Source organism: Massilia pinisoli, from assembly GCF_024753285.1.
GTDB lineage: Bacteria > Pseudomonadota > Gammaproteobacteria > Burkholderiales > Burkholderiaceae_D > Telluria > Telluria pinisoli.
In genome coordinates, this window is the sequence record NZ_JANUGW010000012.1 from 96,817 (window position 1) to 121,806 (window position 24,990).

At 66.6% G+C, this 24,990-nt stretch carries 17 protein-coding genes; 6 read left to right on the plus strand and 11 right to left on the minus strand.

Translation table 11 applies throughout. The features are described 5' to 3' along the window. Positions 1–10: 10 nt before the first annotated feature. Entirely contained in the window at positions 11–1,465 is a 1,455-nt protein-coding gene (locus NX784_RS17040) for a hypothetical protein (RefSeq protein ID WP_258817884.1), read from the minus strand. Positions 1,466–1,789: 324 nt separating this feature from the next. On the opposite strand from NX784_RS17040, the gene NX784_RS17045 reads away from it, so the two are divergent. The 3 genes from NX784_RS17045 to NX784_RS17055 all read left to right on the plus strand — a co-directional run bounded on the left by NX784_RS17045 (position 1,790) and on the right by NX784_RS17055 (position 5,584). Further along, the gene (locus NX784_RS17045) at positions 1,790–2,059 is read left to right on the plus strand and encodes a GlsB/YeaQ/YmgE family stress response membrane protein (protein ID WP_105379201.1); all 270 of its coding nucleotides are present in this window, start codon (positions 1,790–1,792) and stop codon (positions 2,057–2,059) included. Between the two features lie 71 nt (positions 2,060–2,130). After that, positions 2,131–3,408, plus strand: a complete 1,278-nt coding sequence (locus tag NX784_RS17050; protein WP_258817885.1) for a phospholipase D-like domain-containing protein — start codon at positions 2,131–2,133, stop codon at positions 3,406–3,408. 16 nt (positions 3,409–3,424) lie between these two features. After that, the gene (locus NX784_RS17055) at positions 3,425–5,584 is read left to right on the plus strand and encodes a S46 family peptidase (protein WP_258817886.1); all 2,160 of its coding nucleotides are present in this window, start codon (positions 3,425–3,427) and stop codon (positions 5,582–5,584) included. Here NX784_RS17055 and NX784_RS17060 read toward each other — a convergent pair whose 3' ends face one another. After that, the gene (locus tag NX784_RS17060; protein ID WP_258817887.1) at positions 5,585–6,817 is read right to left on the minus strand and encodes a pyridoxal-phosphate-dependent aminotransferase family protein; all 1,233 of its coding nucleotides are present in this window, start codon (positions 6,815–6,817) and stop codon (positions 5,585–5,587) included. It lies immediately after the preceding gene. A 160-nt stretch (positions 6,818–6,977) separates the two neighbouring features. Between NX784_RS17060 and NX784_RS17065 the strand changes: the two genes are divergently transcribed. Then, positions 6,978–8,060, plus strand: a complete 1,083-nt coding sequence (locus NX784_RS17065; RefSeq protein WP_258817888.1) for an alpha/beta fold hydrolase — start codon at positions 6,978–6,980, stop codon at positions 8,058–8,060. Positions 8,061–8,064: 4 nt separating this feature from the next. Here NX784_RS17065 and NX784_RS17070 read toward each other — a convergent pair whose 3' ends face one another. Then, the gene (locus tag NX784_RS17070) at positions 8,065–9,552 is read right to left on the minus strand and encodes an APC family permease (RefSeq protein WP_258817889.1); all 1,488 of its coding nucleotides are present in this window, start codon (positions 9,550–9,552) and stop codon (positions 8,065–8,067) included. 187 nt (positions 9,553–9,739) lie between these two features. Here NX784_RS17070 and NX784_RS17075 point away from each other — a divergent pair, with 187 nt between their 5' ends. Both NX784_RS17075 and hmpA read left to right on the plus strand, forming a co-directional pair. Beyond that, positions 9,740–10,237 (plus strand): RrF2 family transcriptional regulator, encoded by a 498-nt coding sequence (locus NX784_RS17075; RefSeq protein ID WP_258817890.1) that lies wholly within the window; start codon positions 9,740–9,742, stop codon positions 10,235–10,237. Positions 10,238–10,322: 85 nt separating this feature from the next. After that, positions 10,323–11,516: an NO-inducible flavohemoprotein gene (hmpA, locus tag NX784_RS17080; RefSeq protein WP_258817891.1), complete on the plus strand. Its 1,194-nt coding sequence runs from the start codon at positions 10,323–10,325 to the stop codon at positions 11,514–11,516. 125 nt (positions 11,517–11,641) lie between these two features. Here the strand turns inward: hmpA and NX784_RS17085 are convergent, their stop codons facing one another. The 8 genes from NX784_RS17085 to NX784_RS17120 all read right to left on the minus strand — a co-directional run bounded on the left by NX784_RS17085 (position 11,642) and on the right by NX784_RS17120 (position 24,944). After that, entirely contained in the window at positions 11,642–12,757 is a 1,116-nt protein-coding gene (locus NX784_RS17085) for an NADH:flavin oxidoreductase/NADH oxidase (RefSeq protein ID WP_258817892.1), read from the minus strand. Between the two features lie 90 nt (positions 12,758–12,847). Next, positions 12,848–13,834: a succinylglutamate desuccinylase gene (locus NX784_RS17090; RefSeq protein WP_258817893.1), complete on the minus strand. Its 987-nt coding sequence runs from the start codon at positions 13,832–13,834 to the stop codon at positions 12,848–12,850. Positions 13,835–13,837: 3 nt separating this feature from the next. Beyond that, positions 13,838–18,583, minus strand: a complete 4,746-nt coding sequence (locus NX784_RS17095; RefSeq protein WP_258817894.1) for an NAD-glutamate dehydrogenase domain-containing protein — start codon at positions 18,581–18,583, stop codon at positions 13,838–13,840. Between the two features lie 128 nt (positions 18,584–18,711). Continuing rightward, a complete protein-coding gene (astB, locus tag NX784_RS17100) occupies positions 18,712–20,055 on the minus strand; it encodes an N-succinylarginine dihydrolase (RefSeq protein WP_258817895.1) in 1,344 nt (447 codons plus the stop codon). 1 nt (position 20,056) lies between these two features. Next, entirely contained in the window at positions 20,057–21,535 is a 1,479-nt protein-coding gene (gene astD / locus NX784_RS17105; protein ID WP_258817896.1) for a succinylglutamate-semialdehyde dehydrogenase, read from the minus strand. Continuing rightward, positions 21,528–22,559, minus strand: a complete 1,032-nt coding sequence (gene astA / locus NX784_RS17110) for an arginine N-succinyltransferase (RefSeq protein ID WP_258817897.1) — start codon at positions 22,557–22,559, stop codon at positions 21,528–21,530. The genes astD and astA overlap by 8 nt, the downstream gene beginning before the upstream one ends. A gap of 25 nt (positions 22,560–22,584) precedes the next feature. Continuing rightward, entirely contained in the window at positions 22,585–23,625 is a 1,041-nt protein-coding gene (locus NX784_RS17115; RefSeq protein ID WP_258817898.1) for an arginine N-succinyltransferase, read from the minus strand. A gap of 77 nt (positions 23,626–23,702) precedes the next feature. Then, the gene (locus NX784_RS17120) at positions 23,703–24,944 is read right to left on the minus strand and encodes an acetylornithine/succinyldiaminopimelate transaminase (RefSeq protein WP_258817899.1); all 1,242 of its coding nucleotides are present in this window, start codon (positions 24,942–24,944) and stop codon (positions 23,703–23,705) included. Positions 24,945–24,990: the final 46 nt, after the last annotated feature.

Genomic DNA, 24,990 nt, shown 5'->3' on the forward strand with positions numbered 1-24,990 from the left:
CGCAGATGAATCAACGGCCGTCGCGATCCAGGTCCCCCGGCATCGCACGCTCCACGCGGTCCCACGCGGCGCGGCTGGCCGACTTGGCCTGCTCCCACGACAGGCGCGACTGGCCCTTCACGCGGTCCCATTCGTCCGCCATGTGCGGCTCGGCCAGGTCGTAGTTCGGGAAGCGGCGGGCGTTGTTGTAGCCCAGCGCATAGGCCGGCGAATAATCGTCGTACGTGTAGCCCTGCTGGTAGTACGGCTGGGTTTGGTAGTTCGTGCGCCAGTACGCATCTTCCGCCGTCGGATTGACGAGGTGGCCCGCCCCCTTGCCGACCATGCCGCCGGCGATGCCGCCGATTGCGGCACCGGCCGCCATGCCCACCGGACCGCCCACGGCGCCCAGCGCGGCACCTGCCGCTGCGCCACCGCCCGCGCCGACGCCGCCGGCCAGGTTGTGCTCATGCAGCTGGTCGCCCGGTTTCGGGTTCACGACTTCGCCCGCGCCCTTACCGGCCATGCCGCCCGCGATGCCGCCGATGGCAGCGCCCGCGACGGTGCCGATCGGCCCGGCGGCGCTGCCGACGGCCGCACCGGTCAGCGCACCCGCGCCGGCACCGGTACCCTGGGCCAGGTTGTGCTCATGCAGGCGGTCTTCCGAGTGCGGATTCGCCACTTCGCCCGCACCGCGGCCCGCTGCGCCGCCGGCCAGGCCGCCGATCGCGGCACCGGCCAGCGCACCCACGGGACCGGCCACGGAACCGGCCGCCGCACCCATCGCGGCACCAGCACCTGCGCCCGTGCCTTTGGCCAGATAGTGTTCGCCCAGGTCGTCGCCCGCCTTCGGATTGACGACTTCGCCCACGCCCTTGCCGGCCATGCCGCCGGCGATGCCGCCGATCGCGGCGCCTGCCGCCATGCCGATCGGACCGCCGACCGCGCCGAGGGCGGCGCCGGTCGCTGCACCTGCTGCTGCGCCGATGCCGGTGCCGATCACGTGCGAGCCGCCGTTATCGACGAAGGTCTGGTTCAGGTAGGCAACGTCTTCGTCCGAACGCGGCGTCACGCCCATCACGATGCCGCCGTTCTTGATGCCTTCTTCGTAGTGCTTCACGCGCTCTTCCGGAATGCCGGCGCCGATCAGTGCGCCGATCAGCCCGCCGGTGATGCCGCCGGCGCCCGCACCGGCAAGCGCGGCCGCGAGCGGGCCGGCGACGACGAGGCCGGCGCCCGGGATCACGAGCGAGGTACCGATAGCGGCCACGCCGGCCAGCACGGCACCGATCGTGCCGCCGATGCCGGCGCCGGCAGCGGCGCCCTCGGCGGCCTTGCTGCCCAGCTCAGTCTCGGAGTCGGCGAAAGTCTTGCGGGTGGAGTCCGACATCATCAGGTTGACGTCGTCCTTCGTGTAGCCGCGGGTCGAGATCGCGTTGTAGGCGCGCTCGGCGCTGTCACGGTCCGGGAACAGGCCGGTGATCATGCGATTGTCCTTGGTCGTTGTCGTAGTCGTTGTCGTGTCGTAAGTAGCCATGATGGATCCTTTCGGTAAATCGATGTGGTCCGGGATGCCGGGGTCGGGTGATGCAAGGTGATTTACACGATATGCCTGCCCAACAGCGACCTTCTGTTCGATGACGCACTCAGGTGGGGACATTCCGCACCACAAGAGAACACGGCGCCGGATTGCGCGTCTAACGTTCGGCAGCGCACCGACCCCGTACCGTGTGCATCACTAGACTTTGCACATGGCCTCGGCATTCAATTGGCCTGGAGTATGTTTTTTCCAACTTGAGGAGGACTCAACATGTTATTCATTATCTGGATCGTCGTTGGTGGTGTGCTCGGCTGGCTCGCCAGCATGGTCATGAAAACGGATGCTGAGCAAGGCATGATTCTGAATGTCGTGGTCGGCATCATCGGAGCCTTCCTGGGTGGCTGGCTGCTGTCCCCGCTGTTCGGCAGTGGCACCATCAATTCGGATGACTTCAGTGTCTCGTCACTGCTGGTGTCGTTCCTGGGCGCCGTCATCCTGCTCGCCATCGTGAATCTGCTGCGTCGCGGCCGCGTCCGCTAAGCAGGTGCAAGCCCCGCTTTGAAAACCAACGTCGGCTGGCGTTGGTTTTTTTACGTCTGGAACCCGAGCTCATGCGTATCAAACGTCCCATGATCATCCTCATCACCTGTATCGCCACCCTCGTGGCGGGCTTGCTCGTGCTGAACTTCTCGCCCGGCGAAAAAAAGATCGATACGCAGCTCACCCGGCAATACGACACGGGCGACCCGCAGTTCCGCCGCTCGCTGGGCGTGCTGCTGGGTCCCCCGATCGTCGAGGGCAACAAGGCCGACGCGTTGCTCAACGGCGACCAGATCTTCCCCGCCATGCTGGCCGCGATCCGCTCCGCGCAGAAGTCCGTCAGCTTCGAAACCTATATCTACTGGGAAGGCACGATCGGGCGCGAATTCACGGAAGCGCTGTCGGAACGGGCGCGCGCCGGCGTCAAGGTGCACGTGCTGCTCGACTGGATCGGCAGCATGAAGATCGGCGAAGCGTCGCTCGACGCGATGCGCCGCGCCGGCGTCGAGGTGCACCGCTATCACAAGCCCGTCTGGTGGAAGCTCGCGCGCCTGAACAACCGCACGCACCGCAAGCTGTTGATCGTCGACGGCAAGGTCGGCTTCACGGGCGGCGTCGGCATCGCTGACAAATGGCGCGGCCACGCGCAGGACCCCGACCACTGGCGCGACTCGCATTTTCGCGTGGAAGGCCCCGTCGTCGGCCAGATGCAGGCCGTCTTCAACGACAACTGGACGAAGGCGACGGGCGCCGTGCTCGACGGCCCCGACTACTTCCCCGCGCTCACGGCGAAAGGCGACATGCCCGCGCAGATGTTCTCCAGCTCGCCCACGGGCGGCGGCGAGAGCATGCACCTGATGTACCTGCTCGCCATCACGGCCGCGCGCCGTACGATCCACCTGTCGAACTCGTATTTCGTGCCGGACGAACTGGCCATCAAGGCCCTCATCGCGGCGGCGAAACGGGGCGTGGACGTGCGCATCATCACGCCCGGCCCGGTCATCGATTCCGACGTCGTGCGCGCCGCGTCGCGCGAGCGCTGGGGCCAGCTGCTCGCGGCCGGCATCAAGATGGCCGAGTACCAGCCGACGATGTACCACGTGAAGGCACTCATCGTCGATTCGCTGCTCGTGTCCGTCGGGTCCACCAACTTCGACAACCGCTCGTTCATCCTCAACGACGAGGCGAACCTGAACGTGCTCGACCCCGGCTTCGCCAGGCAGCAGGAGGCCGTGTTCGAGGACGACTGGAAGCACGCGCGCCCCGTCACCTTGCAGGCCTGGCAGAACCGGCCGCTCAAGGAAAAGATCGGCGGCATGCTGGCGGACCTGATCGGCGCGCAGCTTTGATCGCAAAGGACATGCGATGAAATCCACCCTTCTCTCGCTCGCCATCCTCGCCAGTGTCGCCGCACATGCCGACGAAGGCATGTGGATGCCGCAGCAGCTGCCGCAAGTCGCGAAGCAGCTCAAGGCCGACGGCCTCAAGCTCGATCCCGCGAGCCTCACGCGACTGACCGATTTCCCGATGGGCGCGATCGTGAGCCTCGGCGGCTGCTCGGCGTCGTTCGTGTCGCCGCAAGGCCTCGTGATCACGAACCACCACTGCGTGTACAACAGCGTGGCCGTGAATTCCACGCCGCAGCGCGACCTGCTCGCCGATGGCTTCTTCGCGAAGACGATGGCGGACGAATTGCCGGCAGCACCGGGCAGCCGCGTGTTCGTCACGGAAGACGTCGCGAACGTCAGCACCCGCGTGATCACGCCGGAAGTCGCCAAGCTGACGGGCAGGGCGCGCCAGGACGCGATGGAGAAGAACCAGAAAATCCTCGTCGCGGAATGCGAGAAGGACCCCGGCTACCGCTGCACCGTCGCGAGCTTCTACGGCGGCCTCGAGTTCTACCGCATCAGGCAGCTCGAGATCCGCGACGTGCGCCTCGTGCACGCGCCGCCCGTCGGCATCGGCAAGTTCGGCGGCGACACCGATAACTGGATGTGGCCGCGCCACACGGGCGACTACGGCTTCTATCGCGCCTACGTCGGCAAGGACGGCAAGGCCGCGGACTACGCGAAGGACAACGTCCCGTACCGCCCGAAGCTGTGGCTGAAAATCGCGAAAGACGGCGTGAAGGAAGGCGATTTCGTCATGGCCCTCGGCTACCCCGGCCGCACGAACCGGCACCGCCTGCCCTCGGAAGTGGCGTTCACGTTCGACTGGAACTACCCCGCCTTCGTGAAGGCATCGGGCGAGACGCTCGCCATCATCGAGCGCGAGACGAAGAACGATCCGGCCACGCACCTGAAGTACGCGGGCCAGATCGCGAGCGTCAACAACTACTACAAGAACCGCAAGGGCATGCTCGCCAGTTACGCAGGCAGCGACATCCTCGCGCGCAAGACGGCCGAGCACGAGGCGCTGAAGGCGTGGGTCAATGCGGACCCGCAGCGCCGCGCGGCGTTCGGTGGCGACATCGCGGCGGCCGAACAACTGATCGCCCGGCGCGATGCGGAATTACGGCGCGACTTCTTCCTCGGCTATTCGATGCCGCGCTTCCTGAACTCGGCGCGCACCTTGTACCGCCTCGCGAACGAGCGCACGAAGCCGGACATCGAACGCAAGTCCGGCTACCAGGAGCGCGACGCGCCCCGGCTGGCGTCCGTCATCGGCGGCCAGGACCGCACGTACGACGAGAAGGTCGACAAGGCCCTCGTGCTGAACTTCCTGAAGCAGTACAACGCGCAGCCCGCCGACCAGCACGACGCGGCGTTCGATGCCGCCCTCGGCATCCGGCCCGGCATGAGCGAGGCCGAGCTGAAAGCGGCTCTCGACCGCATCTACGCGGGTTCGCAGCTGCAGAACAAGGATCAGCGCACCGCGTGGCTGACGAAGACCCCGCAGGACTTCAAGGCCAGCAACGACAGCTTCATCAAGGCCGCCGTCGCGATGTACGACGCCGACATGAAACGCGAGGCCGAAGACGACGAACTCGCGGGGAACATCCAGAATGCCTACGCCGGCTACATGAAAGCCAAGATCGCGTACCTGCACAGCCGCGGCCGCGCCGTGTACCCGGATGCGAACAGCACGCTGCGCGTCACCTTCGGCAACGTGAAGGGCCGCGACTACGGCGCGGACGGCACGGGCTCATGGACCGCGTTCACGACCGTGAAAGGCGTCGTCGCGAAGCACACGGGCGAAGGCGAGTTCAATGCGCCCGAGCGCCAGCTGGCCGCCATCCGCGCGAAGGACTTCGGCCGCTGGGCCGATCCGAAGCTGAAGACCGTCCCCGTCGACTTCCTCGCCACCTTGGACATCACGGGCGGTAACTCCGGCTCGGCCGCACTGAACGCGCGTGGCGAACTGGTGGGCCTCGCGTTCGACGGCACGCTCGATTCCATCATCTCGGATTGGGATTTCGACCCGCGCGCCACGCGCGACATCCAGGTCGACATCCGCTACATCCTGTGGAATATGGAGAAGGTCGACCATGCGGACAACCTTCTGAAGGAGATGGGCGTGTTGTGATCAGGCGGTTTCGACTTTGGAGCGCTGCAGCGAGTTCTCCAGTTCGGCCATACCGGCCGGCAGGTCGACGGTCGTACCGAGGTCGCGCATCGTGCTGCCCAGCGCGTGCACCGTGCGGAACAGGTGGTGCGCGCGGCACTGTTCGCCCATCTGCCCGATCCTGACGATGGGCAGGCCGAACGAGCCGGAGATCTCGACCTGGTAGCGGCTGGAGATCGTGGAGCACACGGCCTGGTTCGTGATGCCATCCGGCAGATTGATGCCGACGACGGAATTGAGCCGCGATGCCGCCGGCGCGAACAGCGACAGGCCCATCGCCTCGATGCTGTCCTGCAGTGCCGTCGAGCAGCGCAGGTGGCGCGCGAAGCGGACCGGCAGCGTTTCCTCGCACACGAGGCGCAATGCTTCGTGCAGCGCCAGCACGCCCGACACGGGCGCCGTGTAGTGGTACGACGCCTTGTGCCAGAAATTCTCGGCCAGCAGCGCGTCCAGGCACCAGTGCGTATTGGGCGTCGGCCGTTCGCGGATGCGGCTCCATGCGGCGTCGGAGAACGCGAGCAGCGAGACGCCGGGTATCGACGACAGCCCTTTTTGGCCACCGGTGATCACGGCATCGACCTGCCAGTCGTCCATCTCGAACGGCGTCGTGCTGAGCGTGCACACGGCATCGACGATGACGAGACACCCGCGCGCTTGCGCCAGCCGCGCGATGTTCTTCACGTCGGCGTTGAACGTCGTGTTGGATGTTTCGCCCTGCACGAGCGTCAGGCAGTGCGGCCGGTGCTGGTCGAGCAGCTGTTCCAGCCGTTCCAGCGACAGCGAGTGCGGGAAGATCTCGTTCATCTCGACGACGTCCGCGCCGGCGCGGCGGCTCATTTCCGCCATCCTGCCGCTGAAGAATCCATTGCAGATCGAGAGCACGCGCGTGCCCGGCCAGACCAGATTGCAGATCGCCATTTCCATCGCGGCCGAGCCTGGACCGGCCACGCCCAGCACCCAGTTGGAGCGGGTCTGGAACACGTACCGGGCCATGTCCTTCACCTGGCCGATGATCTTCGCCATCGTCTCGCCGAGGTGGTTGATGACGACCGAATTCGCGCGCGCGACCGCGCTGGGGATCGGCACGGGGCCGGCGCCCATCATGAGCAGGGGGTCGTCCGGCAGGATGTTGGTGAGATGTTCCACCTGCGGCGGCAGGATGTCGTGGCGGGTCGGCTGGGGCTGTGTATGCATGGGGTCTCGTCGATGTGTTGGCAGTCGGACAAGTGTACCAAGTATTCCATCCGCGCCATCTGCAGCTCATCCCGCGCAATGTGCAATCCATGCCATCGCGCCTGCGCGTCCCGCGGGCATCCCTTTACACTGCCGGCACATCAAGAACAAGGAGGCTGCAATGAAACGAATCTGGATCTGGTGCTGGGCCCTGCTCGGCATCGCGTGCGCGGACGTGCGCGCGCAGGACGACGCCTGGAACAAGGCCCGCGCCATCGTCGCGGACCTGGATAAAATCGTCGCGCCGCACGGCGTGCAGGAGTCGTACAAGACGCGCATCGGCGGCATCGACCAGTGGCTCACCGTGCGCGGCCAGGAGCGCGACAATCCGATGATCCTCTTCGTGCACGGCGGCCCCGCGGCGCCCGTCACGCCCACCTTGTGGCAGTTCGAGCGTCCGCTCGAGGAATACTTCACCATCGCGAACTGGGACCAGCGCGGCGCGGGCAGGACGTACGGCGAGACGGCGCCGGACAAGATCGCGGACACGATCCACATCGACCGCTACGTCGACGACGCGATCGACGTGGCCGAGCACCTGCGCCAGCGCTACGGCAAGAAGAAGCTGATCCTGATGGGCCACAGCTGGGGCACCATCGTGTCGATGAAGGCGGCGCTGAAGCGGCCCGATTTATTCTATGCCTACGTGGGCATCGGGCAGGTGATCAGCACGCGCGAGAACGAGCGTATCAGCTTCGAGTACGCGCTGGAGCAGGCGAAGCTGCACAAGAACGAGGAAGCGCTGCACGACCTGGAATCGATCGCGCCCTACCCCGGCAACCAGCCGATCACGCGCGAGCGCATCATCGTGGCGCGCAAGTGGCCGCAGTACTACGGCGGCCTGAGTGCGTGGCGCAGCGAATCGGCCTATTACTTCGACGGCCCGCGCCTGTCGCCGGACTACGATGCGAAGCAGGCGCACGACATCGACCAGGGCAACCTGTTCACGCTGGGCCGCATCCTGCCGGAATTCGTACAAGTGGATTTCTCGAACGTGAAGCGCTTCCCGATCCCGGTCGTCATGTTCATGGGCCGGCACGACTACACGACGCCGACGGCACCGACCGAGGCCTGGCTCGCGCAGGTGCAGGCGCCGTCCAAGCAGGCCGTGTGGTTCGAGCGTTCGGCGCACATGGTGCCGTGGGAAGAGCCGGGCAAGACGCTCGTCAGCCTGTTGACCTACGTGCGCCCGTTGGCCCAATGATGACTCAGTGCGTCAACTCCGCCCGCACCGCCTCGACCTTGTTGAGGCGGCTGTTGCGGATACCGTAGCCGAAATAGGTCAGCACGGCCACGGTCATCCAGATGGTGAAAACGGTGTAGGTCGTGCTGGACAGCCCGAACACGAGGTACAGGCAGGCGACGATCGACAGGCCCGGCACCAGGTAAGGCCCGAACGGCACGCGGAACCCTTTGCGGCCCGTGTCGCCCTGCTTGCGGCGGATGACGGGCACGGCGATCGACACGACGATGAACGCGACCAGCGTGCCCATGCTCACCATGTCCCACAGGAAGGTCGAGTCGACGAGGCCCGCGACGGTGCCGACGGCGATGCTGACGATCAGCGTGTTCGTCACCGGCGACTGCGTGCGCGGATTGACGGTGCGGAAGGCCTGCGGCACGAGGCCGTCCTTGGCGATGGCGTACAGGATGCGCGTCTGGCCGTAGATCGTCACGAGAGTCACGGAAAACACGGAGATGACGGCGCCGGCCGACAGCACGAGCGCCGGCCACGCCTTGCCCGTCACGTTCTGCAGGATCACGGCGAGACCCGCTTCCTGGCCCGCGAACTGTGTCGCCGGCTGGGCGCCGAGGGCGGCGATGGCCACCAGCATGTAGAACACCGTGACGATGCCGAGGGCGGCCAGGATGCCGATCGGGACGTCGCGCGTGGGATTCTTGACCTCTTCGCCAGCCGTCGCGATGGTGTCGATGCCGATGAACGAGAAGAACACGGTGCCCGCGGCCGCCGTCACGCCGGCCAGCCCGCCGATGCCGTGCCCGTTGGCCGGCCAGACGAACGGGTGGAAGTTGCGGATGTCGAAGCCGGACAGCGCGATCGCGGAAAAGAACAACAGGATCACGAGCTTGATCACCACCATGACGGCGTTCGTCGTCGCCGATTCCTTGGTGCCGCGGATGAGCAGCACGCAGCACAGCACGACGAGCAGGATCGGCGGCAGGTTGATATGGCCGGCGTGGAATTCGACGCCGCCCGTCTTGCCCGCGACGACCATGGGCGAGCGCAGCGCGTCCGGGATCTGCCAGCCGAGCGCGTTCTGCAGGAAGTTGTTCAGGTAGTCCGACCAGCCGATGGCCGTCGCGCTGGCCGCGAGGCCGTATTCCAGCAACAGGCACGCGGCGACGACGAAGGCGCCGAACTCGCCGACGGTGGCGTAGGCGAACGAATACGAGGAACCGGACGCGGGCACGCGGTCGGCCAGCTCGGCGTAGCACAGCGCGGTGAGGCCCGCCGTGAGGGCGGCCATCAGGAACGACAGCACGACGGCTGGCCCTGCCTTCGGCACGGCTTCCACCATCGTGAAGAAGATGCCGGTGCCGATCGTGGCGCCGACGCCGATCATGGTCAGGGGAAATAAGCCCAGCGAGCGGCCCAGGGCGTGGGCATGGCCGTCTTCGAGTTTGTGCTCGGACGTCTTGGTGCGGATGAGCTTTTGGCCCAGGGTCTGGTTCACGGCGTCTTCCTCTTGGCGCGCGGGTAGCGCGCTCTTATCTATCCAAAGTCCGCGATTATAGGTCCACTTTCCGTGCTGCTATCAATGCGGGAAAAAAATACTTCGCTTAAATATGCATTTTTAATGCAGATTTATGTAGAATACGTTCAAGCGGGTAGAATACACTTGTACCCACCGAGCTTACCCAATGCGACTTACCCGATTCTCCGATATTGGCCTGCGCGTCCTGATCTACCTGGAGCGTGCGGGAGAACGTCCGCATCCGGTGACGGTGGCGGAGATCGGCAAACAGTTCGACATTCCCCTGAACCACCTCGTGAAAGTGGTCGGGCAACTGGCCAAGCTGGGGTGGGTGCAGGCGACGCGTGGACGCAACGGTGGCCTGCGCCTCGCGGCCGATCCGGCGACCTTGACGATCGGCCAGGTGTTGCGCAAGCTGGAAGGCGAGGACAATGAACTGGTCGATTGCGAAGGCACCGACTGCGCGCTGAAGCTCGATTGCCAGCTGCGCGGCATGCTGCGCACCGGCATGCGAGCGTTCTACGACGCGATGGACGGCTACACGCTGGCCCATGCCACGGCCGGCAATACCGGCGAACAGGTCATGCGCATGCACCGCATGTTCTGGGATGGCGGGGCCGCGAAAAGCAGTCTGCCGGCGCCTGAGCCGGTGAGTGAGGATTAACTTAGTATTGATGGCAACGCCCGCCGAGCGGGCATTTTTTTGAATCTTAAATCTGCATTTTAAATGCATAATTAAAGGAACCACCATGATTTCGGAAGCTTCCCGTCCCTACATCGATGCCAGTGTCCCCGTCCTGCGCCAGCATGGCCTGACGATCACCAAGCTGTTCTACACGAACATGCTGGGCGCGCATCCTGAACTGACCCGGATCTTCAATATGGGGAACCAGGCCAGCGGGGCGCAACAGCAATCGCTGGCGTCGGCCGTGTTCGCCTACGCGGCCAACATCGGCAATCCGGGCGCGCTGGGCCCAGTCGTCGAACGCATCGTGCACAAGCACGTGTCCGTCGGCATCCGCGCCGAGCACTACCCCATCGTCGGCAAGCACCTGCTGGAATCGATCGCCGCCACCTTGGGCGATGCCGCCACGCCGCCACTGCTGGACGCCTGGAAGGAAGCGTACAACTCGCTCGCCAAGCTGCTGATTGCGGCGGAAGCGAAGATGTACAACACGGCCGGTGTCGAGCCGGGCGAGACCCGTCCGATGCGCGTGACCGAGGTGAAAACGGAGAGCGTGAACGTGCTGTCGATCCGCTTCGTGCCGGAAGACGGCAAGCCGGTCCCCGCGTTCAAGCCGGGCCAGTACGTGAGCGTCGCCGTCGACCTGCCGGGCGGCCGCCACCAGTTGCGCCAGTACAGCCTGTCGGATGCGCCGAACGGCGACAGCCTGCGCATCTCCGTCAAGCGCGAAGACAGCGTCGACGACGCGCCGGCCGGCGAAGTGTCGAACTGGCTGCACGCCAACGTGAAGGTCGGCGCCACCTTGCAGGTGTCGCATCCGTTCGGCGAATTCACGCCGGAGACCGAAGGCGACAAGCCGCTCGTGCTGCTGTCGGCCGGCGTCGGCGTCACGCCGATGGTCGCGAGCCTGAAGCGCGTGGCGCAGGTGAACCCGCAGCGCCGCGTGATCTTCGCGCACGCCGCCCGCGATGCGGGGCACCACGCGCTGCGCGCGGAAGTCGACGGTTTGAAGGCGACCATGCCGAACCTCTCGGTCGTCGCATTCCACGAAGATGCCCAGGGCGCCGCGGACGTCATCGAAGGCCGCATGGATGTCGCCAAGCTGCCGGCCTGGCCGCGCGAGGAAGCGGAGGTGTATCTGTGCGGTCCGCACAAGTTCATGCAGGCGCAGTGGCTCGGCCTGCTGAATGCGGGCGTACCGGCGGGCCGCCTGCACCGCGAGGTGTTCGGGCCGGAGCTGCTCGATCACCTGCTCTGATCGAACGATCGTTGAACGCGTGGACAGCCGAGCTGTCCACCCTACGTTCGTGCGACTGTTGTAGGGTGGACGGCTTGCCGTCCACGCGTTCAACTACAACTCGAGTTATCGCGCGGGCTTAGGCGTCAACGCTGCCCCAGCCGCGTATCCCCAAACAGGTGCTTGAACTCATGCGGCTGCGAGCGCCAGTACTGGGGCGGCGCGCTGACCGATGCTCCCAACTCGACCGCCGCATGCCACGGCCAGCGGGGGTCGTACAGCATGGCGCGCGCCAGCGCCACCATGTCGGCCTGGCCCGTCTGCACGATGGTCTCGGCCTGCTTCGCCTCCGTGATCAGGCCCACGCCGATCGTCGGCATGGCCGTTTCCGCCTTGATGCGCGCGGCGAACTCGATCTGGTAACCCGGCCCGACGGGAATCTTCTGCAGCGGCGACACCCCGCCGCTCGACACGTGGATGAACTGGCAGCCGAGCTTCCCGAGCTCGCGCGCCAGCACGATGCTTTGCGCCAGGTCCCAGCCGCCGTCGACCCAGTCGCTGGCGGAGATGCGCATACCCACCACCATCTCCGGCGACACGGCCGCGCGCACTGCGGCGAACACTTCCAGCGGAAAGCGCATGCGGTTCTCCAGCGAGCCGCCATAGGCATCGTCGCGCCGGTTCGACAGCGGCGACAGGAACTGGTGCAGCAGATAGCCGTGGGCACCGTGGAGCTCGATGGCGTCCAGGCCCAGCGCATCGGCGCGGCGGGCGGCGGCAACGAAACCGTCCTTCACGCGCGCGAGGCCGGCGGCATCGAGCGCCTGCGGCACCGCATCGCCGTCCGCATGCGGGAGCGCGGACGGGGCCACGGTCTGCCAGCCATGCACATGATCGGGCGGAATGCTCGCCCCACCCAGCCACGGCACCTCGCTGGACGCCTTGCGGCCCGCGTGCGCGAGCTGGATGGCGATCTTGATCGGAGAATGCTTCCGCATCGCGTTGACGACGGGTTCCAGCGCGGCCGCGTGCTCGTCGGACCACAGGCCCAGGTCGGCGTAGGTGATGCGGCCCTCCTCCGTCACGGCGGTCGCCTCGATGATGAGGAGACCGGCGCCGGACAGCGCGAGGTGACCCAGGTGGATCATATGCCAGTCGGTCGCGAGGCCCTGCTCGGCGGAGTATTGACACATCGGCGCGATGGCGATGCGGTTGGCCAGCGCGAGCGGGCCGAGCTCGATCGGTGAAAACAGCTTGCTCATGGGCGACGGCTTCCTATGGTCAAAGGAACAGTCTAGCGCGCCTGGGGGAAACGTGCTTTTCGAGACGGCAAACGTACGTTGAACGAACGATCAATCCGCGCGCACCACCATGATCCCCGCCCGCAAGCCCACCCGGACGTCGGGGTTGGGAAACACGACACACTCCTCGTCATGCTGAACGGTATAAACGGTTTCGCCATCGCGCGCGATCACCTCGCCCTTTTTCAATGGCGTGAAGTTCTCCGTATCGCGCCCGAAGCTCATGGTGAACGCATCGGACAGCTTGGTGATCGACTGGGCCGTATTGAACACGATGGGCGCCGTACCGCCCGCCTGCACATGCCCGCGCAGCAGACCAGCCAGCGCATCGGCCATCGCCGCGAACTGCGACAGGTCGTTCTGCCCCAGCGTCCCGATGCGCCCCAGCTCCACGGTGGTGCCCGCGGTGCCGTACCGCTCGGCCGTCCAATAACTGTACGTGCCCGCAGATGCCGGATTCATGATGACGGCGTCGATGCCGCCCATCCCCAGCCATGCGATCAGCTCGCGACGGGGCGCGTCGGCGATCAGCTCCGGCACGATGGCAAAGCGCGGATAGCGCGACGCGCGGATCGCCGTGTGCAGGTCCAGGTGCCAGCGGCGCGGGCCGCTGCCGTCGAAGAACGCGGCGGTGGCCGCGATGAGCGTGTCCGCACGGCCGGCTTCGAACGTGCCGGCCAGGTCGCCCCGCTGGTCGCGGAACATGCGGTTCAGGTCCGCATCGATGAAGCGCTTGCCGGCCGCGATGGCGTCGATGTTCCCCACGCACAGCATCAAGTCCACCGCCAGTTCATGCGGCGTACGCGACAACGCGTCGATGGCATACGCCACCATCTCGATCGGCCCCGTCTCGTCGCCGTGCACGCCGACGGACAGCAGCACGGCGGGACGATCCGGCGCCGGCGTTGCCGCCTTCACCGTCAACACACCCTTCGCAGGCTGGCCGACCGTGAAGCCGGCCTCCGCGAACCGGGCGGCCACCTCGCCGAAGTCGCCTTCGGCCAGCGCCCGGATTTCCTTCGGCAAGGTGGCCGTCATCGCTTACGCCAAGGTCGCGACCGAGGCCGCGGCATTGCCCGCCGCGAGGCGGTCCGGGCTCGCCCCTTCCGACAGCGACCACACCGCGAGCATCGCCTGCTCCAGGTCCGTCGGCTGGGTGTAGCCACCCGCCAAGCCCATCGCGGCCGTCAGCTCGCGCACCGCGGCCTGCATGTCGCCGGTGGCGCGGCTTGCTTCCAGCACTTCGAGCAGCAGGCGTTGCTGCGTGCGGCGCAGCGCTTGCAGCGCGTAGTTGCGCAGCTGTTCCTGCGACTTGCTGATGGCAGGCAGCTTGAGGCCGCGCTCCAGCATGTCGATACCCGCCTGCGCGCGCAACAGCATGCCCACCTGCAGGAACTCGGCCAGCGACATGCCTTGCGGACGCTGGACGGAGACGGCCGCGAACAGGAAGGCCGCGAGCGATTCGACCGTGTCGACCGCTTTCCACGCCTGCACGAACGACGACGACAGGCCGGCCTGCGCATCGGCATCCGACTTCGCCGGCATCAGCTGGCGCAGTTGTTCCGGCTGGGCGAACAGATTCGACAGCTCTTCCATGCCGCCGGCGCCGGCCTGCTCCGCCGGCAGCGACAGCACGCCTTCGATCACGGTGCGCAGCATCACGCGGGTGCGCGCGTCGACCGTCTGCGACACGTCGCGCGGCACGGCCAGCGCATCATGGTCGAGCGCCTCGAACACGGGCGCCAGGTGCAGCGCGGCCCAGGCCTGGCCCCACGCTTTCACGACCTCGACGTCGTCGATGCGGTGTTCCAGCGCCAGGTCGCGCAGCATCAGCGGGCCGCAGCGGTTGACGGATTCGTTCGCGAGCACGGTCGCGAGGATCGCGTTCGCCAGCGGGTGCGCCAGCGGATCGCGCGTGGCGACCAGCTGCGCCGGGAAGTACGGGCGCAGGATGGTCTCGGCCCAAGGCTGCTGCGTGAGCGGCAGCGCGGCCAGCAGGCGCTTGAAGCGGTTCTTGACGTTGGCGACGACGACCGCCAGCTCCGGCGTCGTGAGGCCCAGCCCCAGTGCCTTGCGGCGCTGCAGTTCCGTCTCGCTCGGCAGCTGTTCCAGCTCGCGCGACACGGCGCCCTCAAGCTCCAGGCTGGCGATCAGCGCGGCGTAGCCGTCGACGACGGCGCTGTTCGATTGCGCCTGCGCTTCGCGCACCAGCAGGTGCGTTTGCAGCGTGTTGTCGCGCAGGACCAGCTTCTCGATCTCGCCCGTCATTTCCGTCAGCAGGCGGTTGCGCTCGCCCTCGTCCAGCTGGCCCGCGTTGACTTCCGTGTCGAGCCAGATCTTGACGTTGACTTCGTGGTCGGAGCAGTCCACGCCGGCCGAGTTGTCGATGGCGTCCGTGAAGATGCGGCCGCCGGCCAGCGCGAATTCGATGCGGCCGGCCTGCGTCGCACCCAGGTTGCCGCCTTCCGCCACGACTTTTACACGCAGCTCGTTGCCGTTGACGCGGATGTTGTCGTTGGCACGGTCTTTCACCTGTGCGTGCGATTCGCTCGACGCCTTGATGTAGGTGCCGATGCCGCCGTTGTAGAACAGGTCGACCGGTGCCAGCAGGATTCGGTGCATCAGTTCCTCAGGCGTCAGCGACGTCTCTTCGATGTCCAGCGCTGCGCGCACCTGCGGCGACAGCTCGATGTGACGCGCCGTGCGCGGGAACACGCCGCCGCCTTCCGAGATCAGCTCCTTGTTGTAGTCCTCCCATGAGGAACGCGGCAGCGCGAACATGCGCTTGCGTTCTTCGAACGACACGGCGACGTCCGGATTCGGGTCGAGGAAGATGTGGCGGTGGTCGAATGCGGCCAGCACTTTCAGCTGGCGCGACAGCAGCACGCCGTTGCCGAACACGTCGCCCGACATGTCGCCCACGCCGACCATCGTCACCGGGGTCGAGTTCATGTCGTGGCCCATCTCGTAGAAGTGGCGCTTCACGGCTTCGAACGCGCCCTTCGCCGTGATGCCCATCTTCTTGTGGTCGTAGCCGTTCGAGCCGCCCGATGCGAACGCGTCGCCCAGCCAGAAGCCGCGCGAGACGGCGATGCTGTTGGCGATGTCGGAGAACGTCGCGGTGCCCTTGTCGGCGGCGACGACGAGGTACGGGTCGTCCTGGTCATAGCGGACGGTGTCCGTCGGCGGCACGATCTCGCCGCGCACGCGGTTGTCCGTCATTTCCAGCAGGCTCGCGATGAACAGGCGGTAGACGGCTTCGCCTTCGGCCGCCACGACGTCACGCGCCGCATCCTTCGGCATCTGCTTGCAGACGAAGCCGCCCTTCGAACCGGCCGGCACGATGACGGCGTTCTTGACCATCTGCGCCTTCACGAGGCCCAGCACTTCCGTGCGGTAGTCTTCCATGCGGTCGGACCAGCGCAGGCCGCCGCGCGCGACAGGGCCGCCGCGCAGGTGCACGCCTTCGAAGCGGCGCGAGAACACGTAGATCTCGCGGAACGGACGCGGTTCCGGCACCAGCGCCAGGTGGCTCGTGTCCAGCTTGAAGATGATCTTTTCGCCGTCGTTCTGGTAGTAGTTGGTGCGCACGGTCGCCATCACGAGGTCGACCAGCGCGGCCATGATTTCCTCGGTGTCGGCATGGTTGACGCTGGCGAGGCCGGCCTTCAGCATGGCCAGCTTGGCATCGCCCGCCGCGCGTTCCTCATCCGACAGCTTCGGATCGAAGCGCAAGGTGAAGCCTTCGACGAGTTCCTTGACGAGGGCCGCGCGCGGGCGCAGCGTCTCCGCCATGTAGCGGGTCGAGAACTTGCTGCCGGCCTGGCGCCAGTAGCTGATGTAGGCGCGCACGAGCTGCACTTCGCGCATCGACAGGCCGCCTTCGATCGTGAGGCCGTTCAGGCGGCCGTCTTCCGCTTCGCCGTTGAACAGCGCGGCAAACAGCTCGTCCGCGACGTCCACGACACCGGGCTTGGCCAGCTTGGCGGCGGAATCGGCGTCGACGATCAGGCTCGTGATGTAGCGGCGGGTGCCGTCGGCCGTATCGATCCAGAAGCTCTGTTCGCGGTCGATGGCGACGCCGGCGTTCTGCAGCGCGGGCAGGATGCGCGACAGCGACGGCATCGTGTTCGCCGAGTACAGGCGCAGCGACGTGACCCCGGCTTCATCCGTTTCGATGCGCACGGACACGTGGCCCTGCTGGCCGTTCGCGATGAGCGCCGTCACGTCGCGGAAGGCGATTTCCGGCGCCGTCGCCGCGACGTAGTTCACCGGCAGCGTGGGCAGGAGCTTGCGCAGCGCGTTGCGGGTCGGGACGTCTTCCACGGTGTCGGTCAGCGCCGTGTAGCGGTCGTGCCAGCCGTCCAGCACGGACAGCAGCGGTTTCTGGATGTCCGTTTCGAGGTCGAGCGGATAGCGCGCGGCTTGGGCGATCAGGTAGACGCGGGCCAGCGGGCCGTCGGCGACGAGGGTCTGCGTGCGGACGTCGACGGCGCCCGAGCTGTCCTTCAGCGCCTGCGCCAGCGCGGCCACGACGGCGGCGCTGTAGCGCTCGCGCGGCAGGTAGACGAGGACGTTCAGGTGGCGTTGATACACGTCGCGGCGGGCGAACACTTTCGCGCGCGGCTGCTTGTACAGCGAGACGACGGAGCTGCACACCTGGGCGAGCCATTCCGGATCGGCTTCCAGCGCTTCCGTGCGCGGCAGCGATTCCAGGATCTCGAGGAATTTCTCGGCGCGGAAGCCTTCCTGGCGCACGCCGGCGATGGACAGCACCTTCGCCACGCGGCCGCGCGCGAACGGCAGGCGCGCCAGCGGCGTCGACGTGGCGGCGCGGGTGAACAGGCCGACGAAGCAGTGCTCGCCGATCGTGTTGCCCTGCGTGTCGGTGTCGCGCACGCCGATGAAGTCCAGCGGCTGGTCGCGGTGCAGGGTGCCGGCCACGTCGGCCTTCACGATGGACAGGGTGTCGTCGCGCTTGGACAAGATTTCGAAATCGCCCGGGATGTTCTGCAGGCAGGTGCCGTACACGGGGTGCGCCGTGTCCTGCAGGACGCCGATGCGGCTCGGGATGTCGCGTTCGAGTTCGCGCACGCCCGGCTTCACGAAATAGTAGGCGTAGCCGAACGGCTCGAAGCCTTCGTTCTTGGCCCAGTCGAGGAACGCGGCGACTTCCTGGCCGGACGGCGTACCTTGTGCGGCTGCCGCGGCGGCAACAGCGGTCATGCGGTCGGCCATCGCGACGGCGTCGCGGTGCACGGTGGCGGCGTCGCGCGCGACCATCTGGATGCGGGCGATGAGTTCGGAGAGTTCATCCTGCGGCAGGTCTTCCGCCAGCAGGCACAGGACATACGATTCCAGCGGCGCGCCGGTCTCGCCGACGGCGACCACGCGGCCGGCTTCGTCGCGGCGCACGGGCAGCACGGCATTCATGACGCCCGACGCGACGACGCGCTGGCGGCGCAGCGCCATCACGAACGAGTCGACGAGGTAGGGCATGTCCTCGTTCAGGATCAGCAAGGCGGTCGACATGCCGCTGCGCCCGTCCGTGGAGCGCATCTGCGCGATCTGGCAGCCGTCCGTCGTGCGCTGCGCCACCTGGGCGAATGCGTCCCACAGGATGGCGGCGAGATTGCGCGGGTCGATGCCGGCCAGGTCGTCTTCGTCCAGGGCGCCGATCCAGGCGCCGATCAGCGCGCCCACTTGTTCGGGGGCGTTGGCCGGCTTGTTCTCGTTGACCAACGCAAGGGTCTGGGTGCGCAGATCGTGAGGCATGTCTTTGTTCATTTGCTTCTCCAAGCTGATAGTTGCGCCGGGTTCGTCACGGCTTGTGGCCACATGTTCCCGGCTTGTATGGACAGGGTTGTCCCGTCCAGATTCGTGCTTCCCTATTACCGGAAACTATCTTTTACCAATCACGCCAAATCATACAACCCCGGCAAGCCGAGGATGCGTTCGAGGTCCTCCAGTGCGGCCGCGCATTCGATCGCCAGTTGCGGGTCGGCCAGGTCCTTCGGCTCGACGCGGTCGCGGTAGTGGCGCTCGACCCATGGCACGAGGCGCGCATACAGGTCTTCCGTCATCAGCACGCCCTGGTGCATGGCGGCCGCTTCCTCGTCCGTGAGCACGACGCGCAGGCGCAGGCACGCGGGGCCGCCGCCGTTGCGCATGCTCTGGCGCAGGTCGAATTCGATCAACTCGTCGATGGCGCCGTCGCTCGCCACCAGTTGCTCCAGGTAGCGCGCGACGGTCGCCGTCTCGCGGCATTCGTGCGGCACGACGAGCGCCATGCGGCCGTCCGGCTTGGACAGCAGCTGGCTGTTGAACAGGTAGCTCGCCACCGCATCGGCGACGGGCACGACGCCCGTGTCCACGCGCACGGCGCGCAGGTCGGTGCCGGTGACGCCCAGTGCGCGGCGCAGCGCTTCCAAGGTGCCCGCTTCGTTGGCAAAGGCCTGCTCGTGGTAGAAGAGCACGTTGCCGTTGCCGACCGCGATCACGTCGTTGTGGAACACGCCCTGGTCGATCACGTCCGGATTCTGCGACGCGAACACGGTGCGCGCGGCATCCAGGCCGTGCAGGCGGGCGACGGCTTGCGACGCTTCCAAGGTCTGGCGTGCCGGGTACTTGGTCGGTGCGGGTGCGGACGGGTCGAACTCGACGCGGCCATAAACGAAAAACTCGACGCCGGCCGCGCCGTGGGCGCTGGCGAAGCGCGTGTGGTTGGCGGCACCCTCGTCGCCGAACGCGGGCGTCGATGGCAGCGGGTCGTGCACGACGAAGCGGTCCGGGTTCGCGAACAGCGCGCGCAGGGTGCGCGTCGCTTGCTCGTGCTCTTCCGCGCGGTGCAGCTTGTTGTTCAGGTTCGCCGCCGTGAAATGCACGCGGCCATCGCGGGTGTCTGCGGACGGGCTGACGGTGGCGGCGTTCGCCGTCCACATCGGCGACGCCGAGTACGCGCAGGCGAGGATCACCGGCGATTCGCGGTAGGCCTGTGCCAGGACGTCGGCGTCCGTGCCGGAAAAGCCGAGGCGGCGCAGCAGGCGGAAGTTCGGACGCGCCTGCGGCGGCAGCAAGCCTTGCGCGAAGCCGCGCGCGGCCAAATCCCGCATCTTGGCGAGGCCCTGCAGCGCGGCCTGGCGCGGGTTCGACGCGCTCCTCACATTGCTGAACGAGGCGACGTTGCCGAACGAGAGGCCGGCGTAGTTGTGCGACGGGCCCACGAGGCCGTCGAAGTTGAATTCGCGTGCGTTGCGCATGTTAGAAATTCAATCCCGGAGACAGTTTGGCCGGCATGTCCAGCTCGGACGTTTCGATCGAGGCGACGGGATACGCGCAGTAGTCGGCCGCATAGTAAGCGCTCGGACGGTGGTTGCCGGACTTGCCCACACCGCCGAACGGCGCCGAGCTGGCGGCGCCCGTCGTCGGACGGTTCCAGTTGACGACGCCGGCACGCGCCTTGATGGCGAAGCGCTTCCACAAGTCGTCCGACGGGGAGAGGAGCGCCGCGGCGAGGCCGAATGCCGTCGCGTTGGCAGCGGCGATGGCCTGGTCGAAATCGGCCACGCGGATCACCTGCAGCAAGGGGCCGAACCATTCCTCGTCCGGGATGCCTGTCGCATCCGTCACGTCGACGATGCCCGCCGTGACGAAGCCCGCGTTCGGATCGAGCTGGCGCATGCGCAGCAGCACCTTGCCGCCCTGCGCTTCCATCATGGCCTGCGCCTGCACGAGACGCTGCGCGACGGCGGCCGAGACGACGGGGCCCATGAACGGCTGCGGGTCCGCGTTCGACGGGCCCACCGCGAGCTTGCTTGCCACTTCCACGAGGCGGTCGATGAACGCCTTGCCTTGCGGCGTATCCTGCACGATCATGCGGCGCGCGCACGTGCAACGCTGGCCCGCCGAGATGAACGCGGACATCACCGCATGGTGCACGGCCGCGTCCCGCATTTTCTCATTCTCTTGCACGTCCCAGACGACGATTGGGTTATTGCCGCCCATTTCCAGCGCCAGCATCTTGCCCGGCTGGCCGCCGAACTGTTTATGCAGCGCGGCGCCCGTCTGGCTGCTACCGGTGAACAGGATGCCGTCGACGTCGGCCTGGCCCAGCGCGACACCGGTCGCGCGGCCGCCGTTCACGAGGTTCAGCACACCTTTCGGCAGGCCGGCCTGTTCCCACAGCTGCACCGTGCGCACGGCCGTGCGCGGCGCGTATTCGCTCGGCTTGAACACGAGCGTGTTCCCCGCGATCAGCGCCGGCACGATGTGGCCGTTCGGCAGGTGGCCGGGGAAGTTGTACGGGCCGAACACGCCGAACACGCCATGCGGACGGTGGCGCAGCACGGCGTTGCCGTCCGCGACCTTGTTACTGGTCTCGCCCGTGCGCGCGGCATGCGATTGCACGGAGATGTCGACCTTGTTCGCCATCGTCGTCACTTCGGTGCGGGCTTCCCACAGCGGCTTGCCCACTTCCTCGGCGATGATCGCGGCCAGTTCCTCATTGTGCTCCTTGAGCAGGTCGCGGAAACGCTGGCAGATGGCGATGCGCTGCTCGAGCGGCGTCAGGGCCCAGTCTTCGAACGCGGCGCGTGCGGCCTTCACGGCGCGGTCCACTTCTTCCGCCGTCGATTCGTTGCTGGTCCAGGTCTGGCGGCCCGTGGACGGGTCGATCGTCGCGAGCAGCGGACCGGAGCCGGCCAGCCATTCGCCGTCAATAAAATTGGAGACGTTAGCCATTGTTCTTCCTTACGTTGAGCGCCAGCGAGCGGATCGGATCGCCCGGCTGGCAATGCAGCAGTTGGAGTTCGCGCACGGATAGCGCGACCTTGCGGCCGCCGTCGCAGGCCTGGGTAAGGACCATGCGAAAATCGTCGAGCTTCGTGTTGGAGACGAGCGTGACTTCGCACTCGCCTTCCGGCTGGCCTTCCTCGGCCGTCGCCAGGATGCTGTCGCGCACGGCGCGCAGCTCGGCCACGCGGCCCTGCAGCACGGGGCCCGCGTCGAAGATGTCGACGTAGCCCTCGTAGTGCATGCCTTCCTGCTCCAGCAGTTTGCGGGCCGGGAGCGTGGAGCGGTGCACCTGGCCGATCACGGCCTGCGCGTCTTCCGGCAGGTACGCGACGTACAGCGGCTGGCGCGGCATCAGCTCCGCGATGAACGATTTTTTACCCAGCGCCGTGAGGCCGTCGACGTGGTTGAAATCCATCTTGAAGAAGTGGCGGCCCAGGCCTTCGTAGAACGGCGACGTGCCGTCTTCCGCCTGGTAGCCGCGCATCTCGGCGATGATCTTTTCCGTGAACAGGTGCTGGAACTGCGCCATGAACAGGAAGCGGCTCTTCGACAGCCACTTGCCGTTGTAGCCCGTGCGGTATTCCGGCATCAGGAACAGCGAACACAGTTCCGTCGATCCGGTCAGGTCGTTCGACAGGTACAGCGTGTCCATGCGGGTGAACACGTTCAGTTCGCGGCTGGAGTGCACCAGGGTGCCGATGCGGTAGTTATAAAACGGCTCCGTCAGGCCGACGGCGGCCTTGATGGCGCACACGCCGGCCAGGCGGCCATTCGACGTGTCTTCCATCACGAACATGTAGTCGCGTTCCTCGGGCGGGATCGTCTGCGCGAACGATGCCACCGCGGTCTCGACGCGCTCGCCCAGCATGGCGCGGTCCGGCTTCAGCGTGGTCATGCCGCTGCCGACCTGGCGCGCCATCTCGATCAGCGGATCGATGTCGTTCAGGGTGATTGCGCGGATTACGAGCATGGGTTCCTCATGATTGTCCTTCACGTCAGATGCGTACGCAGATGACGCTGTCGCCGGTCGCGACGCCCAGCGCCTCGCGTGCCGCGGGCGGCAGGCAGATGGCGTCCGAGCTCTCGGCCGGGTCGCACGGCAGCACGATCGCGCGGAACTTGCGCTCGCTGCTGGCCACCGCGTAATTCACCATCGCGGCCTTGCCGCCGCGCGTGGGCGGCTGCAGTTCCGCGTTCGCCACCTTCTTCACCATCGAGCCCGAGAACGAATGCAGCGCGTGCTTGTGCGCCTGCAGGATCGGGCCGCCGTCGAAGATGTCGATGTATTCGTCGGCCTCGAAGCCCTCTTCCGTCAGCAGGTCGAACGCGAGTTCGCCGCTCGGATGGATCTGGCCCATCACGGCCTGCGCGGGCCCTGGCAGCAGCGGCACGTACACGGGATAGTGCGGCATCAGCTCGACGATCAGCGTGCGGTTGCGGGCGCCGCCGATCGTGCGCTCCGCATCGAGGAAATCCATCTTGAAGAACTTGCGGCCCAGCGCATCCCAGAACGGCGACTGGCCGTGTTCGTCGGTGACGCCCGCCAGCGGCACGAAGAAGCGGTCGCCGAAGCGGTGCGGCGCCAGCACGGCATACAGCAGGCGGGCACGCGACAGCAGCGCCGCTTCGTGCCCCGCCGTGGCGCTGTGGCGGATATAAAAGCCGGACAGCTGCGAATACGCCGTCAGCTCCGAGCACAACGTCAGTGCGTGCACGCTGTGGCTGATGTTCAGGTCGCGCGAGACCTGCTGGATCACATCGTTACGGAACGCGAAATAGGTGCCGTTGGAGCCGGCCGACGCGTGGATCGCGGCGGTGCCGACCAGCTCGCGGGACTCGACGTCTTCGAGCACGAACAGGTAGGACTCTTCGCTGGGGATGTCGACGTGGGCGGCGAACGACGCCACCGAACGCTCCACGAACGCGGCGATCTTTTCGCGCGTGCGCGGCAGGGTGTGCACTCCCGGCGTGGACGCGGCAAGCAGCGTCTCGAGGGCGCCGACATCCGCTGGTTCTACCGGACGAACTACGTACATGGATTCTCCCGACAAAGGCATCGAACGGACGGAGCCGGCCGGGCTGGGGTTGCCCCCTTCCGGCCGGGAATGGCGGCTTAGCCGGCGAGGAACGCGTCGGCGGCCTGGCGCATCAGCCGGTCGGCTTCAGCGATCTGCTCGTCCGACACGATCAGCGCCGGTGCCAGGCGGACGACGTCCGGACCGGCGATCAGCAGCATCAGGCCCAGTTTTTCCGCGACCTTCGTGTAGTCCTTCGACTTGCCCTTGTAGCCGTCGGCCATCGGCAGGCCGATCAGCAGGCCTTTACCGCGCGGCTTGGCGAACAGTTGCGGGTAGTCGGCGACCAGCTTCTCCAGGTTCGCGAACACCTTCGCGCTCGCCTCGCGCACGCGCGCCAGGAACGCGGGCTGGTTGATCTGTTCGATCACGTTCAGCGCGACGGTCGTCGCCAGCGGATTGCCGCCGTACGTCGTGCCGTGCGTGCCCACGGTGAAGTGCTTGCCGACTTCGTTCGTCGTCAGCATCGCGCCGATCGGGTAGCCGTTACCGAGGGCCTTGGCCGACGTCAGGATGTCCGGCGTGACGCCCACGTTCATGTAGTCGTACAGCGCGCCCGTGCGGCCCACGCCCGACTGCACTTCGTCGAACACGAGCAGCGCGCCCGTCTTGTCGCACAGTTCGCGCAGCGTCTTCAGGAATTCGACGTCGCCCGGGATCACGCCGCCTTCGCCCTGGATCGGCTCGACGATCACGGCGGCCACGTCGTCGGTGATGGCGGCGCGTGCGGACTCGATGTCGTTGTAGTTGATGTGGTTGATTTCCGGCGGCAGCGGCTCGAAGCCTTCGGTGTATTTCGACTGGCCGCCGACCGACACGGTGAACAGCGTGCGGCCGTGGAACGAGGAATAGCACGACACGATGCGCGACTTGTGCGGGCCGAACTTGTCGTGCGCGTACTTGCGGGCCAGCTTCAGCGCGGCTTCGTTGGCTTCCGCGCCGGAGTTGCAGAAGAAGGCGCGGTCGGCGAACGTCGCTTCCGTCAGCGCGGCGCCCAGGCGCAGCACGGGCTCGTTCGTGTAGCCGTTACCGAGGTGCCACAGCGTGTTGATCTGGCGGGTCATCGCGTCGACCAGCACCGGGTTGCAGTGGCCCAGGCTCGAGACGGCGATGCCGGAGGTGAAGTCGAGGTAATGCTTGCCTTCCTGGTCCCACACGTCCAGGCCCGAAGCGCGCACCGGAACCATCGCGGCCGGCGCATAGGTCGGGACGAGCACCTCGTCGAAAGTCTGACGTGTGACAGGCCGCGTGGTGACACCCGATTCGAGCTTAGCATTCATGACGTTTTCCTCATCCAAATAAAAGATTGCGCGGACTCCAGCAGCC

Coding starts and splice junctions, on each gene's coding strand:
- NX784_RS17040 (WP_258817884.1), bottom strand. CDS start 1,465: ATGATCACCGGCCTGTTCCCGGACCGTGACAGCGCCGAGCGCGCCTAC.
- NX784_RS17045 (WP_105379201.1), top strand. CDS start 1,790: ATGTTATTCATTATCTGGATCGTCGTTGGTGGTGTGCTCGGCTGGCTC.
- NX784_RS17050 (WP_258817885.1), top strand. CDS start 2,131: ATGCGTATCAAACGTCCCATGATCATCCTCATCACCTGTATCGCCACC.
- NX784_RS17055 (WP_258817886.1), top strand. CDS start 3,425: ATGAAATCCACCCTTCTCTCGCTCGCCATCCTCGCCAGTGTCGCCGCA.
- NX784_RS17060 (WP_258817887.1), bottom strand. CDS start 6,817: ATGCATACACAGCCCCAGCCGACCCGCCACGACATCCTGCCGCCGCAG.
- NX784_RS17065 (WP_258817888.1), top strand. CDS start 6,978: ATGAAACGAATCTGGATCTGGTGCTGGGCCCTGCTCGGCATCGCGTGC.
- NX784_RS17075 (WP_258817890.1), top strand. CDS start 9,740: ATGCGACTTACCCGATTCTCCGATATTGGCCTGCGCGTCCTGATCTAC.
- hmpA (WP_258817891.1), top strand. CDS start 10,323: ATGATTTCGGAAGCTTCCCGTCCCTACATCGATGCCAGTGTCCCCGTC.
- NX784_RS17085 (WP_258817892.1), bottom strand. CDS start 12,757: ATGAGCAAGCTGTTTTCACCGATCGAGCTCGGCCCGCTCGCGCTGGCC.
- NX784_RS17090 (WP_258817893.1), bottom strand. CDS start 13,834: ATGACGGCCACCTTGCCGAAGGAAATCCGGGCGCTGGCCGAAGGCGAC.
- NX784_RS17095 (WP_258817894.1), bottom strand. CDS start 18,583: ATGAACAAAGACATGCCTCACGATCTGCGCACCCAGACCCTTGCGTTG.
- astB (WP_258817895.1), bottom strand. CDS start 20,055: ATGCGCAACGCACGCGAATTCAACTTCGACGGCCTCGTGGGCCCGTCG.
- astD (WP_258817896.1), bottom strand. CDS start 21,535: ATGGCTAACGTCTCCAATTTTATTGACGGCGAATGGCTGGCCGGCTCC.
- astA (WP_258817897.1), bottom strand. CDS start 22,559: ATGCTCGTAATCCGCGCAATCACCCTGAACGACATCGATCCGCTGATC.
- NX784_RS17115 (WP_258817898.1), bottom strand. CDS start 23,625: ATGTACGTAGTTCGTCCGGTAGAACCAGCGGATGTCGGCGCCCTCGAG.
- NX784_RS17120 (WP_258817899.1), bottom strand. CDS start 24,944: ATGAATGCTAAGCTCGAATCGGGTGTCACCACGCGGCCTGTCACACGT.